This is a genomic window from Variovorax monticola, assembly GCF_051216855.1.
In the GTDB taxonomy this organism is placed as follows: Bacteria; Pseudomonadota; Gammaproteobacteria; order Burkholderiales; family Burkholderiaceae_C; genus Variovorax.
In genome coordinates this window covers 1-14368 of record NZ_JBPJZP010000006.1, presented here as the reverse complement: position 1 = coordinate 14368, position 14368 = coordinate 1, and the positions used below count along the sequence as shown (strand labels likewise).

The window sequence follows — 14368 nt, the reverse complement described above, 5'->3', positions numbered from 1 at the left end:
CGGGGCTTTTGCTTTTTTGCGAACGCAGCCTCAGTTCTGGTCGCGCAGCACCACGTCGCGCCAGGTGGCGTCGCGCGTGCTGACGAACATGTTCTTGTAGGCGATGCCGCTTTGGGTCGGCAGGTTGAACGTCTTCGACGCAGCACCTGCGGCCGAAGGCGCCACGTCGGCCTGGTCGCGCACGCCGGTCGTCGGCCCCGTCATCAGGCTCAGGAAGAACTCGGCCGCAAAGCCGGGGTTCAGGCCCGTGGCGCTGACCGAGAAGTCGGCGCCGCCGGTGTAGGCGGCCAGCGCAGGCGTGGCCGTGAAGCTCGGGTACGCGGCAGCCGTGGCTTCGGCCAGCGTCATGGGCCGCGCATGGAAGCGGTGCTTGTAGACGATGTCGAAGCCGCTGAACTTGGCCACCGTGGTGCCGTCGACCTCGTACGCCGTGAAGGTGTACTCGGGCGTGGCCGGAATCGCCGCGATGTCGCTGTCCGACAGGCCGGCGGTGCCCGGAATGTTGCTGCAGTTCGACGCCAGGTAGTAGATGTTGTTGGTGGCCGACCCCTGCAGCGGCCAGGTGCCGCCGGCCGCGCGCATGTGGCGCAGGCCCCCCACCGGCAGCCCCGGGCCCGTGACGACCACTGACGCGGCCGTGCCGCTGTTGGTGGTGTTGGTGTCCTGGATGGAGAACTGCATCGACGTGCTCACGCAGCCCGTGGCCTTGTCCTTGCTCGCCTGGATGTGCGGGTCCAGGTCGAACACGCGCCCGTCGCCGCGCAGCCGCCACGCGCCGTCGGTGCCCTTCACGATCTGCATGCCCTGGTTGTTGCTGAAGGCCACGCCGTTCTTGTCGCGGTGCGTGAACTCCACGAAGGCGCGCGGGCTCGTGTTGTTCGCGTCGATGGTGTAGTTGATGCGGTTGATGACCACGTCCGTGAAGCTGGCGCCGACCAGGTTGGTGTCCGCCGCCGCTTCGTTGGCGAACTGCTGGCCGCTCTGGTCCGACGACCTGAAGCCGTAGGTGCCGGTGACGGGGTTGGTGCCGTCCGTCATCAGCGTCAGCAGCACGCCGGGTGCCGCCGGTCCGTTGGCGAACTTGCCCACGAAGTCGCTCAGCACCTTGCGGATCAGCGTGATGTCGTCGGCCGCGGTGTCCAGGCCCGCACCGCTCAGCGGCGTGGTGCCGGCGTCCTGCGCGGCCTTCACGGCCAGGTCGTCGGTGATCTGCTGCTGCGTGACGATGTTGGTGATGGTGGCCACGTTGGTGGCCGGGTCCACGCTCACGCGCAGCACGTCCAGCGCCTTGTCCAGCGCGCTCGACAGCGGCGTGAAGGCGGTGCGCAGCAGGTCGATGCTCGAATCGACGCCCAGCGCCAGCAGCACCGGCAGCAGCTTGGCCTTCAGCGCGTCGGACTCGGCCTTGAGCTCGGTGGCCGAGAGCCCGGAGAACTCGCCGCCGTCGAAATACTTCGCGGCCACCTGGCCGGCGATGTTGGCCACCACCAGGTCGGTCAGCGGCGTGATGTTGATGGTGCCGTTGGCATCGGCGGCGGTGGCGGCCGAATGGATCACGGTGCGCTGGCCACCCACCACGCCCTCGGCGCGAAACACGAAGGGCCCGGTCATGCCGCTCACGTCGACGAGGTAGTTGCCGTCGACCAGTTGCACGGTCTTGGTCGCGCCCTTGGCGTCCTTCACCGTGACGGTACCCGACAGGGGCAAACCGGAGGCCGCGGTGCCCGAGAACGTAACAGCCGCGGCCGGCGGATCGCTGGCGGGCGGATTGCTGGCCGGCGGGGTGGCGGTGCCACCGGCGACCGGGAATCCGGCGAACCCGCCACCGCCACCACCCCCGCCTCCGCCGCATGCGGCCAGCGAGATCAGCAACGCCGCCGCGCACGCGCTGCGCGTCGTCTGGAAGAGCCTGGCGGCTGTTGCCGGGGTCACAGGATTTGTTTTCATGAGTGTTTTCAGGTGAAGAGGGGCAAACAAAAGAATCAACTCGTAACACGAGTGTTGCGATTCTTCTGTGCCCTCCTTCGTGCCGCCATCCTGTGTTTTGAGGATGCGACAGCCACGCGCATGTGGCCTTGCGAGGCCTGTGCCCTCCCCGCGCCCGGCCTCTAGAGCAGGCTCTCGGGCACCAGCGGCGCCAGCAGGTTCAGCCGCCAGCGCGCCCAGAAGTCGGTTTCCGGCTCCTGGTGCAGCAGGGTGTCGGCCGCGTCCCCCGAGGCCGGGCTCACCCACTCCATGACTTCAGTGCTCCCGAGCCGGCCCCCACTGCCGCACGAAATGGCCCGCGCGCACCGTGGCCCGCTCGACCGCGGAATCCCAGGACAACTGCTGTGTGATCACCAGGGCGCAGCGCGGAATGCCTTGCAGGCTCAGCTCGCAGATGCCGGCGTAGGTGCCGCTGGGGGTGCGCATGAGCTCGATCCAACCCGTCCAGCCTTCTGGAACATTCAGGGCGAGTCGGGCACTGTCCATGATGAATACACCATAACCCTTCTGTTACGCGGTGCCAAGAATTTAAACCCTAAGCACTACTTGCGGCAGAGGGAGTCCGAGGCTAAAGGCTGCGTCCGCGCGCTGCATCCCCCGAATATGGGAGCCCGGCATGCGGGTGCGGCATGTGGACCGACGCGCTTGCGGGCGCACACGGGCGGCACACGGGCGGCACATGCCGCCGCTTTTCAGCAAAGATCGAGGGGCACATGACCACCACGACCCTCGCCCTGTTCGACGACCCGCCGCGCGCGGTGCGCGAAGCGCTCGGGCCCGGCGCCTTCGTGCTGCCCGGGTTCGCCCTGCCCTTCGTGGGCACGCTGCTGCCGGCGATCGAAGCGCTGACCGGCCGCGCGCCCTTCCGCCACCTGGTTACGCCGGGCGGCTTCACCATGTCCGTCGCGCTCACCAACTGCGGCGCGCTGGGCTGGACCAGCGACCGGCGCGGCTACCGCTACAGCCCCACCGACCCCGACACCGGCCGGCCCTGGCCGCCCATGCCAGAACCCTTCGCGCGCCTGGCGCGCGAGGCGGCCGCGGCGGCGGGCTTCGACGGCTTCGCGCCCGACGCCTGCCTGGTCAACCGCTACGTGCCCGGCGCGCGGCTGTCGCTGCACCAGGACAAGGACGAGCGCGACCACGGCGCGCCCATCGTCTCGGTGTCGCTCGGCATGCCGGCCGCGTTCCTGTTCGGCGGGCTGGCGCGCGGCGACAGGCCGGCGCGCGTGCCGCTCGCGCACGGCGACGTGGTGGTGTGGGGCGGTGAAGACCGGCTGCGCTACCACGGCGTGCTGCCGCTGAAGGACGATGCGCACCCGCTGCTGGGTGCGGTCCGCATCAACCTCACCTTCCGCAAGGCCGGCTGACACGCATGCAGACCTCCGACAAGACACTGGCCCCCGGCAACGCCATTCGCGAACTGTATGTAGCGCTATGGCACTTCGCCGCCGGCGCGCGCGGGCAGTTGCTGGGCGCCACCGGGCTGCTGGCCTGCTCGCAGCTGATTCGCCTGGCGCTGCCCTACCTGGCGGGCCAGGCCATCAACGCGCTGCAGCGCGGCGACCTGCCCGGCGCGGGCCGGTGGATCGCGACGCTGGCCAGCGTGTACGTGGGGGCCTGGGTGCTGCACGGGCCCGGCCGCATCCTGGAGCGCAACGTCGGCATGAAGGTGCGCGAGCGGCTGGCCGACGAGCTGTACGCGCGCATCGCCGCCGCGCCGCTGGCGTGGCACGACGGCCACCATTCGGGCGAGCTGCAGCACCGCGTGCACCAGGCCAGCCGCGCGCTGTCCGACTTTGCGCAGAACCAGTTCATCTGGCTCACCAACGCCGTCAACTTCGTCGGCCCGCTGGTGGCGCTGGCGCTGCTGTCGCGCACCAGCGGCGCGACGGCGCTGGCGGGCTACGTGCTGATCGGCCTGGTCATCGTGCGCATCGACCGCGCGCTCATGAAGCTGGCGCGCGCCGAGAACGACGCCGACCGGCGCTACGTGGCGGCGCTGCTCGACTTCGTGGGCAATGCCTCCACCGTGATCGGCCTGCGCCTGCAGGGCGCGTCGCGGCTGCTGCTGCGCCGTCGCATGGCCGCCATTTCGCTGCCGCTGAAGCGCACCGTGGTGCTGAACGAAGGCAAGTGGTTCGCGGTCGACCTGATGGGGCTGGCGCTGACCTGGGGCCTGGTGGTGGTCTACGTGTGGCAGGCGCGCGCGCCGGGGCAGACCGTGATGCTGGGGGCGGTGTTCATGATCTACCAGTACGCGCAGCAGGCGGCTGGCGTCGTCACTTCGGTGGCAGCCAACTTCAGCTTCTTCGCGCGCATGCACACCGACTACAGCAGCGCCGAGCCGATCTGGCAGGCGCCATCGAGCGGCACAGGCGGCGCCGGCGACGAGCACGCCACGCCGCCCGAGCAGGTACCGGAGCGCGAGCGCATCGTGGCCGACGCGCAGTGGCGTCAGATGGACATTCAAGGCCTGCAATGGCGCTACGCCGCCCGCGGTGCGGTGCCCGAAGCCGGCAACGGCGAACCCGCGCGCAGCGGCCTGCACGACGTGGCGCTCACGCTGCGCCGCGGCCAGCGCGTGGCGCTGGTGGGCCCCAGCGGCGGCGGCAAGAGCACGCTGCTGCGCGTGCTGGCCGGGCTTTATGCGCCGACGAGCGGCACGCTCTCTTTCGACGGCCGGCCCATGGACTGGGCGCAGCTGCGCCGCCTGGCCACGCTGATCCCGCAGGAGACCGAGCTCTTCGAGGCCACCGTGCGCGAGAACCTCGCCTTCGGCCAGCCGCACGACGACGCGCTGCTGAACGCCGCGCTGCACACCAGCACCTTCGACGAGGTGCTCAAGGCCAACCACGGCCACCTCGACACGGCCGTGTCGGAGCGCGGCTTCAACCTGTCGGGCGGACAGCGGCAGCGGCTGTGCCTGGCGCGCGGCGTGCTCGCGGCGCAGGGCAGCTCGCTGCTGCTGCTCGACGAGCCCACCAGCGCACTCGACGCCAACACCGAGGCCCGCGTGCTGGCGCGCATCGCCGACGCTTTCCCCGACGCCTGCGTGATCGCGTCGATCCACCGCCTGAGCCTGCTGGAGCGCTTCGACACCGTGGTGCTGATGGAGGCCGGCCATGTGCTCGACCACGGCCCGCGCGACGCGGTGCTGGCACGCCAGCCCCTGCTGCAGCGCATGGCGGCACCGGCCGGCGCGCACGCTTGAGAACTACGGAAGGTTCTCGCGGAAGATGACCTGGCTGCGCGTCGTTTCCACGCCGCCCAGCGGCTCGCGCTTGTCGCGCAGGTTGGTGAAGATGCGCACGCAGTTCATCAGCGTGGTGTGCGGGCTCTGCGTGATCACCGCGTCCATGCTGCCGTCGATCAGCAGCGCGCGCGTGTCGGGCGTGAGCCCATGGCCGATGAAGACCACCTTCTGCTCGCGCCCCGCCTCCTTCAGCGCGCGCGCCACGCCGTCCGACGCGCCGCCGATGTTGTAGATGCCGCCCAGCTCCGGGAACTGCTCCAGCAGCGCGCGGGTCTGGCGGTGGTTCTTGCCCGCGTCGTCCTGGCCTTCCCGCAGGCCCACCACCTCGAGCCGCGGAAACATCTCGTCGATGACGTGCAGGAAACCGGCCTCGCGCTCCTCGTGCGCCTTGTAGCTCAGGCTGCCTGCAATGAGCGCCACCTTGGCCGTGCGTGCGCCGATGAAGCGCCCGATGAGGTAGCCCGCCGTGCGCCCGGCCGCGCGGTTGTCCAGCCCCACGAAGGCCGCGCGCTCCGAGTTCGACAGGTCGGAAATCAGCGTGACCACCGGCAGCCCGCGCGCCGCGAGCGCGGCCACCGCCTCGCGCACCGCCGGATGCTCGAGCGCCATCATCGCGATGCCGTCGCAGCGCTGGCCGTGGCGGCGCAGCGCGTCGGCCAGCTCGTGCGGATTGAAGCTCTCGATGAACACCGTGCGGCACTGCACGTTGAACGGCGCCCAGTGCTCCTGCGCGTAGCCCACCATGTCGCCCAGCATGCGAATGAAGCGGTTGGTGCCGGCAGGCAGCAAAAACACCAGGCGCAGCGGCGGCGGCGTGAGCGCGGCGTACAGCGCGGGGCCCGGCAGGTAGTCGAGCTCGCCCGCAGCCTTGAGCACGCGCTGCACCGTGGCGTCGCGCACGCCGGGGCGGCGGTTGAGCACGCGGTCGACGGTGGCGGTCGACACCTGCGCGGCGCGCGCGATGTCGACCACGCGGGCGCGGCGCGCATCAGGCGGCAAGGAATCGAGTGAAGGGTTTTCCCGCATACATCAAAAACCATCAGGCAGAAGTTTGACCCGGATCATGCATGCTTCTATCTTCAATGGGCCTTGAAGACCATGGTGCATCAGATTGCATCAAACGCATAACGGAGACAGACATGACATCGCCGAACCGCATGACCCGCCGGAGCGCCCTGCGCGCCCTTTCCGCCCTCCCCGCCGCCGGCATCGTCACGGCCGTGCCGCGCATCGCGCGCGCCGCCGAGTTCTCGTACAAGTACGGCAACAACCTGCCGCTCGGCCATCCGCTGAACGTGCGCGCGCAAGAGGCGGCCGACCGCATCGCCAAGGAAACCAGGGGCCGCGTCGAGATCAAGATCTTTCCCAACAACCAGCTCGGCGGCGACACCGACATGCTCGCGCAGGTGCGCTCGGGCGGCATCGAGTTCTTCACGCCGTCGGCGCTCGTCATCGCCACGCTGGTGCCGGTGGCGGCCATCAACGCGGTGGGCTTCGCGTTCAACGACTACGCGCAGGTGTGGGGCGCGATGGACGGCAAGGTCGGTGCGCACGTGCGCGGCGCCATTGCCAAGTCGCGCCTCTACGCTTTCGAGAAGATGTGGGACAACGGCTTTCGCCAGACCACCAGCAGCAAGGCCGCAGTAGCGAATGCCAAGGACATGGACGGCCTGAAGATCCGCGTGCCCGTGAGCCCGCTGTCGATCTCCATGTTCAAGGGCCTGGGCGCCGCGCCGGCCAGCCTGCAGTTCAGCGAGGTGTATTCGGCGCTGCAGACGAAGATCGTCGACGCGCAGGAAAACCCGCTGCCCATCATCCAGGTGGCCAAGCTGTTCGAGGTGCAGAAGTTCTGCTCGCTCACCAACCACATCTGGGACGGCTACTGGTTCGTTGCCAACGGCCGCGCCTGGGACGCCCTGCCCGACGACCTGAAGACCATCGTGGCGCGCGCCATCAACGACGCCGGCATGCAGCAGCGCGAAGACATCAAAAAGCTCAACGAATCGGTGGTCGGCGACCTGCAGGCCAAGGGCCTCACCATCAACCGCCCCACCGCCGACAGCTTTCGCGCCAGGCTGCGCGAGTCGGGCTTCTACGGTGAATGGAAGGGCCGCTTCGGCCCCGAGGCCTGGGCGTTGCTCGAAGGCACCGTCGGCAAGCTGGCTTGAGCGTCCATGGTGCATGAATCGACTGTCGAGGCGGCTGCTCTCTCGGGTGCCGGCGCGTCGGCCAACCTGTCGAGCGGCATCGCGTCGCGCGCCGACCGCGTGCTCGGCGGCGCCGTCGAGGCGGTGGCCGCGCTGCTGGTGCTGGCCGAGATCTGCGTGCTGTTCGCGGGCGTGGTGTCGCGCTATGTGTTCCACGCGCCGCTGGTGTGGTCGGACGAACTCGCGTCCATCCTCTTCCTGTGGCTGTCGATGCTGGGCGCCGTGGTCGCGCTGCGGCGCGGCGAGCACATGCGCATGACGGCACTGCTGCAGAAGGTGACGCCCTCCACCCGCGCCCTGCTGGACGCCTTCGCCATCGCGGCATCGGTCGCGTTCCTGGTGCTCATCATGTGGCCGTCGATCGACTACGCGCACGAAGAGTCGTTCATCGTCACGCCCGCGCTGGAGATCAGCAACGCCTGGCGCGCGGCGGCCATTCCGGCGGGCATCGGCATCATGCTGGCGATGGCCTTGCTGCGCCTGCTGCGCGTGTGCACCGGCCGGCAGATTGCCGTGGCGGTGCTCGGCATGGCCGCGCTGGTGGGCGCCTTCTGGCTGGCAGCGCCGCTGTTCGCGGGCCTGGGCAAGTTCAACCTCGTCATCTTCTTCGTGGTGGTGGTGGCGGCCACCGTGCTGTCGGGCGTGCCCATCGCGTTCTCTTTTGCGCTGGCCACCTTCGGCTACCTGGCGCTCACCACGCGCACGCCGCTGCTGGTGATGGTGGGGCGGCTCGACGAAGGCATGTCGCACCTCATCCTGCTGGCGGTGCCACTGTTCATTTTTTTGGGTGCGCTCATCGAGATGACCGGCATGGCGCGCGCCATGATCCAGTTCCTGGCCAGCCTGCTGGGCCACGTGCGCGGCGGGCTGTCTTATGTGCTGATCGGCGCCATGTACCTGGTGTCGGGCATCTCGGGCTCCAAGATCGCCGACATGGCGGCCATTGCGCCCGTGCTGTTTCCCGAGATGGTCAAGCGCGGCGCCAAGCCCGGCGACCTGGTCGCGCTGCTGTCGGCCACCGGTGCGCAGACCGAGACCATTCCGCCGTCGATCGTGCTCATCACCATCGGCTCGGTCACGGGCATCTCCATCGCGGCGCTGTTCACGGGCGGCCTGCTGCCGGCCGTGGTGCTGGGGGCCGCGCTGTGCGTGGTGGTGTGGTGGCGCTACCGCCGCGAAGACCTGAGCGGCGTGCAGCGCTACAGCAAGCGAGAAATCGGCAAGCTGCTGATGGTCGCGCTGCCCGCGGTGCTGCTGCCCTTCGTGATTCGCGCGGCCGTGGTCGAGGGCGTGGCCACCGCCACCGAGGTTTCGACCATCGGCATCGTGTACTCGGCGCTCGTCGGGCTCTTCGTGTACCGGCAGTTCGACTGGAAGCGGCTCAAGCCGATGCTGATCGACACCGCCTCGCTCTCGGGCGCCATCATCTTCATCGTCGGCTGCGCCACGGCCATGGCGTGGGGCCTGACGCAGTCGGGCTTCTCGCAGGACCTGGCGCGCGCGATGGGCGCGCTGCCCGGCGGGGCCTACGGCTTTCTGGCGGTGTCGATCGTCGCCTTCATCGTGCTGGGCAGCGTGCTCGAGGGCATTCCGGCCATCGTGCTGTTCGGGCCGCTGCTGTTCCCCATTGCCAAGGCCGCGGGCGTGCACGAGGTGCACTACGCCATGGTCGTCATCTTCTCGATGGGCATCGGCCTGTTCGCGCCGCCCTTCGGCGTGGGCTATTACGGCGCGTGCGCCGTGAGCAAGGTCAACCCCGACGAAGGCATCAAGCACATCTGGGGCTACATCGGCGCGATGCTGGTGGGCCTGGTGATCGTGGCCGCGTTCCCGTGGTTCTCGACCGGCTTCCTGAAGTTCTGATGACCACCACCACAACAACACACTCACATCCACATTCACGGAGCCACACCCCATGAGTCGATTCCTCGGCGAGATCCGCCAACTGGGCTATGTCGTGCACGACATCGAAGCCGCCATGGACTACTGGAGCACCACGCTCGGCGTGGGCCCCTGGTTCTACAACCCCAAGGTGCCCATCAAGAACTACCGCTACAAGGGCGAGGCGCACGAGCCGCACAACTCGGTGGCGCTGGCCAACTCGGGCTATGTGCAGGTCGAGCTCATCCAGACGCGCAACGACGTGCCCTCGATGTACCGCGACTTCCTGCAGGCCGGGCGCACCGGGCTGCAGCACGTCGCCTACTGGACGGCCGACTACGACGCCGACCTGGCACGCCTGACCGCGCAAGGCTTCAAGCCCGTGATGAGCGGCGAAGTTGGCGAGCGCGGGCGCTTCATCTACTTCGACACCGAGTACCACCCGGGCACCGTCATCGAGCTGTCGGAAGTGGCGGGGCCCAAGGGCCGGATGTTCGACCTGATCCGCAGCGCGTCCGAAGGCTGGGACGGCAGCGATCCCGTGCGGCCCTTTCCCGACCTGAGCAAGCTGTGAGCGTGACGGCACCCGAGCGCATTCGCGCGCGCTACCTCATCGAGACGCCGCACGACCTGGCCGCCGTGGCCGAGGTGATGGCCGGCGAGCAGTCGTGCGGCACCTTCACGCGGGTGGAAGGCGAGACCGACGCGCTGCGCGCGCGGGCACGCGCCACGGTGGAGGCCATCACCGAACTCGCGCCGGCCGAGGCGCCATCGCTGTCCAATGCCCTGCTGGAGCGCAAGGGCGCGAAGGGCCCCTGGCGGCGCGCGCATGTGGACATCGCGTTTCCGGTGGCGAACATCGGCGCGAACCTGCCAACGCTCGCGGCCACGGTGTCGGGCAACCTGTACGACCTGGGCGAGGTGACCGGGCTGCGGCTCGAGTCGCTGCAGGTGCCTGCCGCGTACCGCGCGCAGTTCGACATGCCGCGTGTGGGCATCGCCGGCACGCGGCGCGCGACCGGCGTGGCGAGCGGTGCGCTGGTCGGCACCATCATCAAGCCGAACGTGGGGCTTTCCGCACCCGAGACGGCCGAGCTGGTCGACCGGCTGTGCGCCGCGGGCGTCGACTTCATCAAGGACGACGAGGTGTGCGCCGACCCCGCGCACGCCCCGCTCGCCGAGCGCGTGCCCGCCGTGATGGCCGTCGTGCGCGCGCACCGGCAGCGCACCGGCAAGCATGTGATGGTGGCCTTCAACATCACCGACGAAACCGACGCGATGAAGCGGCATGCCGACCTGGTCGAGCGCGAAGGCGGCTCGTGCGTGATGGCCAGCCTGAACTGGTGCGGGCACTCGGGCATGCAGACGCTGCGGCGGCACACCGGCCTGGCCGTGCACGGGCACCGCAACGGGTACGGGGCGCTGTCGCGGCATCCGCTGCTGGGCATTTCGTTCCAGGCTTACCAGACGCTGTGGCGTCTGGCCGGTGTGGACCACATGCATGTGCACGGGCTGCAGGGCAAGTTCTCGCAGCCCGACAGCGAGGTTGTCGGGTCGGCACGGGACTGCTACACGCCGCTGACCGACGCAGCGGACGACCGCGTGATGCCCGCGTTCTCGTCGGGCCAATGGGCCGGCACCGTGCCTGCGACCTGGGCGGCCATCGGCAGCGACGACCTGCTCTTCATGGCGGGCGGCGGCATCCTCGCGCACCCCGATGGCGCGGCGGCGGGCGTGACGAGCATCCGGCAGGCGTGGTCGGCCGCGCGCGCAGGCGTGCCGCTCGCGGACGCGGCCAAAGGCCAGCCAGAGCTGGCACGCGCCCTCGCCTTCTTCGGCAAGCCATGAGCCAAATGAGCCCGCGCCCGGCGGTCGTCTACTACGGCGACGACTTCACCGGCGCGACCGACACCCTAGGGACCGCGGCGCGCGCGGGGCTGCGTGCGCTGCTGTTCCTGAAGACGCCCGACGCCGCGCGGCTCGGCAACGTGGGCCCGCTCGACGTACTGGGCATCGCGGGCGCCGCGCGCGCGATGACGCCCGATGCCATGCAGGCCGAGCTGCGGCCCGTGGCCACCCTGTTCCGCTCGCTGGGCGCGCGCGTGCTGCACTACAAGACCTGTTCGACCTTCGACAGCGCGCCGCACATCGGCTCCATCGGCGCGGCCGTGCGTGTGCTGCGCGCCGCCGTCGAACAGCCGTGGACTGCCATCGTCGGCGGGCAACCGAACCTGGGGCGCTATTGCCTGTTCGGCAACCTGTTCGCGGCGGCGGGAAGCGGCGGCGAGGTGCATCGCATCGACCGGCATCCGACGATGAGCCGGCATCCAGTCACGCCGATGGACGAGGCCGACCTGCGGCTGCACCTGGCGAAGCAGGGTCTGACGGATGTGCGTTCGATGCCCTTCACTGCGGCATCGCACGGCAGCGATGCGCTGGACAGCGCGCTGCGCCACGCGTTGCATTCGCCGCCCGCGGACGCCGTGCTGTTCGACGTGGCCGACGCAACGCAACTGCGGGCCATCGGCGAAGTGCTGTGGGCCAGGGCGCAAGGCGCCACGCTGCTGGCGGCGGGGCCGAGCAGCGTGGTGGATGCGCTGGCGATGGCCATGTCTTCGTTGAGCGGGGACGGGGACAGCGTCCGCGCCCCGGCTGCGCGGCCCGGCGTGACACCGGCGAAGGGCCCGGTGCTGGTGCTCGCGGGGAGCCTGTCGCCCGTCACGGCGCGGCAGGTGGCGGCGGCGAAGTCGTTCGACATCGTGTGGCTGGACGCGCAGAAGCTCGCGCAACGCGACGCAGCCGCCGTGGCCGATCACGCCGAGGCCATCGTCCGAAGCCTCTCGCGCGGCCATCACGTGCTGGCCTGCACCCGCGCGCCCAACGCGATGCCTTCAGGCGCCGAACTGGACGCCCAGGCGCTGGCGCGCGCGGGGGGCGATCTGCTGGCGCAAGTGCTTGCGACCGTGCCGCTGACCCGCATCGGCGTGGCCGGCGGCGACACCTCCAGCCACGGCGTGCAGGCGCTGGACGCGTGGGGGCTGTCCTATGTCGCCGACATGGGCGCCGGCGCGTCGCTGTGCCGCGTGCGCAGCGACGACGCGGCGCTCGACGGCATGGAAGTCATGCTGAAAGGCGGGCAGATGGGAACGGAGGATGTGTTCGAGCGGCTGGTGCATGGCGTGGGCAGCTGAGTCGGGATGCCGTTCGGTTGCCTGCACATGGCGCGGTTCGTCAGAATCAGTCCGTGGTGCGTCGACGCATGCCGGGAATGGCCACCCTTGACGGACCACGATCGCTATTCCTGCTTCGGAAAATCGTTGCTCATCACTCTCCCGATGGTGGCGAACAGTTCCTGGCGCAGACCTTCGTATGCCGCCTTGTTCTCGCTCAGCAGCGTGTCATAGGAGAAGTAGCTTGGACTGCCCCGGTTTGACGTCGTGGAGTTCCACGTGATGGGGTGTCTCAGGCATGCGACTTGCCGCACCGATGCGCGTTCTGTCGTCGAAGATTCGCTCGGCGATGCTCAAAGCCGAGGCTGGCAGGACAGCGCTCCGATCAACCACCACCCGGAAACTTGCGCTTTGCCGTCACTGGTCTTTGAGATCTCGTACCTTGCGATGAACCGCCCCTGATGCGTCAGAGAAACCTCCCCGTGCTCGGTTTCCCTGTTCAAGTTGGAGGCAACTGCCCGATATGGGCCGGCTGGTTGACTCCGAGTGCACGCAGCCAATGCATACGTCACGTCTCGGTAGACGAGCACCGGGTCGCGGTCGATCTCTTTGGAAACCCGGTACTTGGCTTCGGACTTGAGGTCGTTCACGTCGCGATAGCCGAGGATGGAGCATCCCGCCGATAGCACGGCAAGCAGAGCAATTGCGGCGGCGATCCTCATGGCTTGGGCCCTTCAAGGTTCACCACGGTCGAGCCACCCCTCTCGACAGCATCGCTGATGCGCTTGCCGATGACGTAGTACTCCTTGTCGAACGGCGCAAAACGTTTGTCCTGACGGTATTCCGAAACGTGGACCGTGATCGTTTCGTCAGGCGCCGCTGTCTCGACGATGACGTATCGCTTACCAGCTTCAAACGTGACATTCGAGAACTTGGTGAAATAGGCGCGAATGGCGCCACCGTTGATGGTCAAGTCATGGGCTCCCACTGGAACCTTCAGTTCCGAAAAAGCCATGTCTCTCGGAAGCGGCCTCGCGCGGGTGAATGAGTAAGGCGTTTGCTCCAACTTCTTGCCGTCGATCACAAGAAGTCGATAGGGGCTGAAAACAGCGACGTCGTCGATGGGGCGCGGTTGCGCCGAGAGCACCGCATAGGGCTCGCCGGGCTGAACGAGCTGGTTGTCGTAGGCGCTGACAGCGGCCTCGACATCTGCCCGGCTCTGTGCCGCCATGGCGGTCTTCTGCTCGGTTGAGCAACCGATCAGGATCGCGACGAGACCGGCCAACAGGCCGAGCTTGCAGATGGTTGGTATTTTCAAGGGAACGACTCTTTGCAATTGATGGATGGTGAACCGCGTACTTGTGGGCCGAAGCCCTCAGAAGCTTGCGTTGAGGTTGAAGCCCAGCGTGACCTTCGCAGTGCGATAGCCCTCGGGCTTGCTGACGGGCGCGCCGACGAAGAAGTCGTAGCTCAACTTGGTCCACTGGCCGCGCACGCCGATGACGGCGCCGGTCAGGCTGCGGCCGAGAAGGTCGGCGGTCGAACGTCCGCCGACATGACCGTAGTCCATGCCTGCGTACAGCTCGGCCCCGCTCTGCCCCATCGCCCAGCCGATGTCGTTGCGCAGCAGCCAACCGCGCTCGCCCAGCAGGCTTGTCTCGCCATCGAAACCACGCACCGTGTAGCGCCCACCGATGGAGAAGCGGTCTTGCGGCGTCAGCGGCGTGCGATTCCACTGCGCGCGGATCAGACCGGAGTAGCGCAGCTTCTGCTCGCCCAGCTTGAACGGCGCATTGAGGCTGATGTCGGCCGTGTACAGCTTCAGGCGCGAGGTGCCTTCGCCGAACTCTTCTTCCGGCGCAATGCGC

General features: G+C 68.7%; 14 protein-coding genes. 7 read left to right on the top strand and 7 right to left on the bottom strand.

The window, feature by feature from the left end; all coding sequences use genetic code 11:
• Positions 1-30: 30 nt before the first annotated feature.
• The 3 genes from ACSFA5_RS21040 to ACSFA5_RS21030 form a co-directional block, all read right to left on the bottom strand.
• Positions 31-1947 (bottom strand): hypothetical protein, encoded by a 1917-nt coding sequence (locus tag ACSFA5_RS21040; protein WP_435445984.1) that lies wholly within the window; start codon positions 1945-1947, stop codon positions 31-33.
• A gap of 161 nt (positions 1948-2108) precedes the next feature.
• Complete coding sequence (locus ACSFA5_RS21035) at positions 2109-2237, bottom strand: hypothetical protein (protein WP_435445983.1); 129 nt, start codon at positions 2235-2237, stop codon at positions 2109-2111.
• 4 nt (positions 2238-2241) lie between these two features.
• The gene (locus ACSFA5_RS21030) at positions 2242-2472 is read right to left on the bottom strand and encodes a hypothetical protein (RefSeq protein ID WP_435445982.1); all 231 of its coding nucleotides are present in this window, start codon (positions 2470-2472) and stop codon (positions 2242-2244) included.
• A gap of 227 nt (positions 2473-2699) precedes the next feature.
• Between ACSFA5_RS21030 and alkB the strand changes: the two genes are divergently transcribed.
• The gene (gene alkB, locus ACSFA5_RS21025; RefSeq protein ID WP_435445981.1) at positions 2700-3356 is read left to right on the top strand and encodes a DNA oxidative demethylase AlkB; all 657 of its coding nucleotides are present in this window, start codon (positions 2700-2702) and stop codon (positions 3354-3356) included.
• A gap of 5 nt (positions 3357-3361) precedes the next feature.
• A complete protein-coding gene (locus ACSFA5_RS21020; protein ID WP_435445980.1) occupies positions 3362-5200 on the top strand; it encodes an ABC transporter ATP-binding protein in 1839 nt (612 codons plus the stop codon).
• Between the two features lie 3 nt (positions 5201-5203).
• Here ACSFA5_RS21020 and ACSFA5_RS21015 read toward each other — a convergent pair whose 3' ends face one another.
• Positions 5204-6268: a LacI family DNA-binding transcriptional regulator gene (locus ACSFA5_RS21015; RefSeq protein WP_435445979.1), complete on the bottom strand. Its 1065-nt coding sequence runs from the start codon at positions 6266-6268 to the stop codon at positions 5204-5206.
• Between the two features lie 113 nt (positions 6269-6381).
• Here ACSFA5_RS21015 and ACSFA5_RS21010 point away from each other — a divergent pair, with 113 nt between their 5' ends.
• The 5 genes from ACSFA5_RS21010 to ACSFA5_RS20990 are packed head-to-tail and all read left to right on the top strand — an operon-like array spanning position 6382 to position 12521.
• Positions 6382-7410 carry a TRAP transporter substrate-binding protein gene (locus tag ACSFA5_RS21010; protein ID WP_435445978.1) on the top strand — a complete coding sequence of 343 codons (1029 nt, stop codon included), beginning with the start codon at positions 6382-6384 and terminating at the stop codon, positions 7408-7410.
• A gap of 6 nt (positions 7411-7416) precedes the next feature.
• The gene (locus ACSFA5_RS21005; RefSeq protein WP_435445977.1) at positions 7417-9312 is read left to right on the top strand and encodes a TRAP transporter large permease; all 1896 of its coding nucleotides are present in this window, start codon (positions 7417-7419) and stop codon (positions 9310-9312) included.
• A gap of 52 nt (positions 9313-9364) precedes the next feature.
• Positions 9365-9904, top strand: coding sequence for a VOC family protein (locus tag ACSFA5_RS21000; RefSeq protein ID WP_435445976.1), 540 nt, complete (start codon positions 9365-9367; stop codon positions 9902-9904).
• Between the two features lie 2 nt (positions 9905-9906).
• Complete coding sequence (locus tag ACSFA5_RS20995; protein ID WP_435446561.1) at positions 9907-11178, top strand: ribulose-bisphosphate carboxylase large subunit family protein; 1272 nt, start codon at positions 9907-9909, stop codon at positions 11176-11178.
• 5 nt (positions 11179-11183) lie between these two features.
• A complete protein-coding gene (locus tag ACSFA5_RS20990) occupies positions 11184-12521 on the top strand; it encodes a four-carbon acid sugar kinase family protein (protein ID WP_435446560.1) in 1338 nt (445 codons plus the stop codon).
• A 332-nt stretch (positions 12522-12853) separates the two neighbouring features.
• Here ACSFA5_RS20990 and ACSFA5_RS20985 read toward each other — a convergent pair whose 3' ends face one another.
• The 3 genes from ACSFA5_RS20985 to ACSFA5_RS20975 all read right to left on the bottom strand — a co-directional run.
• Positions 12854-13222 (bottom strand): hypothetical protein, encoded by a 369-nt coding sequence (locus ACSFA5_RS20985; RefSeq protein WP_435445975.1) that lies wholly within the window; start codon positions 13220-13222, stop codon positions 12854-12856.
• Complete coding sequence (locus ACSFA5_RS20980; RefSeq protein WP_435445974.1) at positions 13219-13818, bottom strand: hypothetical protein; 600 nt, start codon at positions 13816-13818, stop codon at positions 13219-13221. Before ACSFA5_RS20980 ends, ACSFA5_RS20985 begins: the two co-directional genes overlap by 4 nt.
• A gap of 57 nt (positions 13819-13875) precedes the next feature.
• A partial coding sequence (locus ACSFA5_RS20975) for a ShlB/FhaC/HecB family hemolysin secretion/activation protein (RefSeq protein WP_435445973.1) occupies positions 13876-14368 on the bottom strand: 493 nt, incomplete at its 5' end.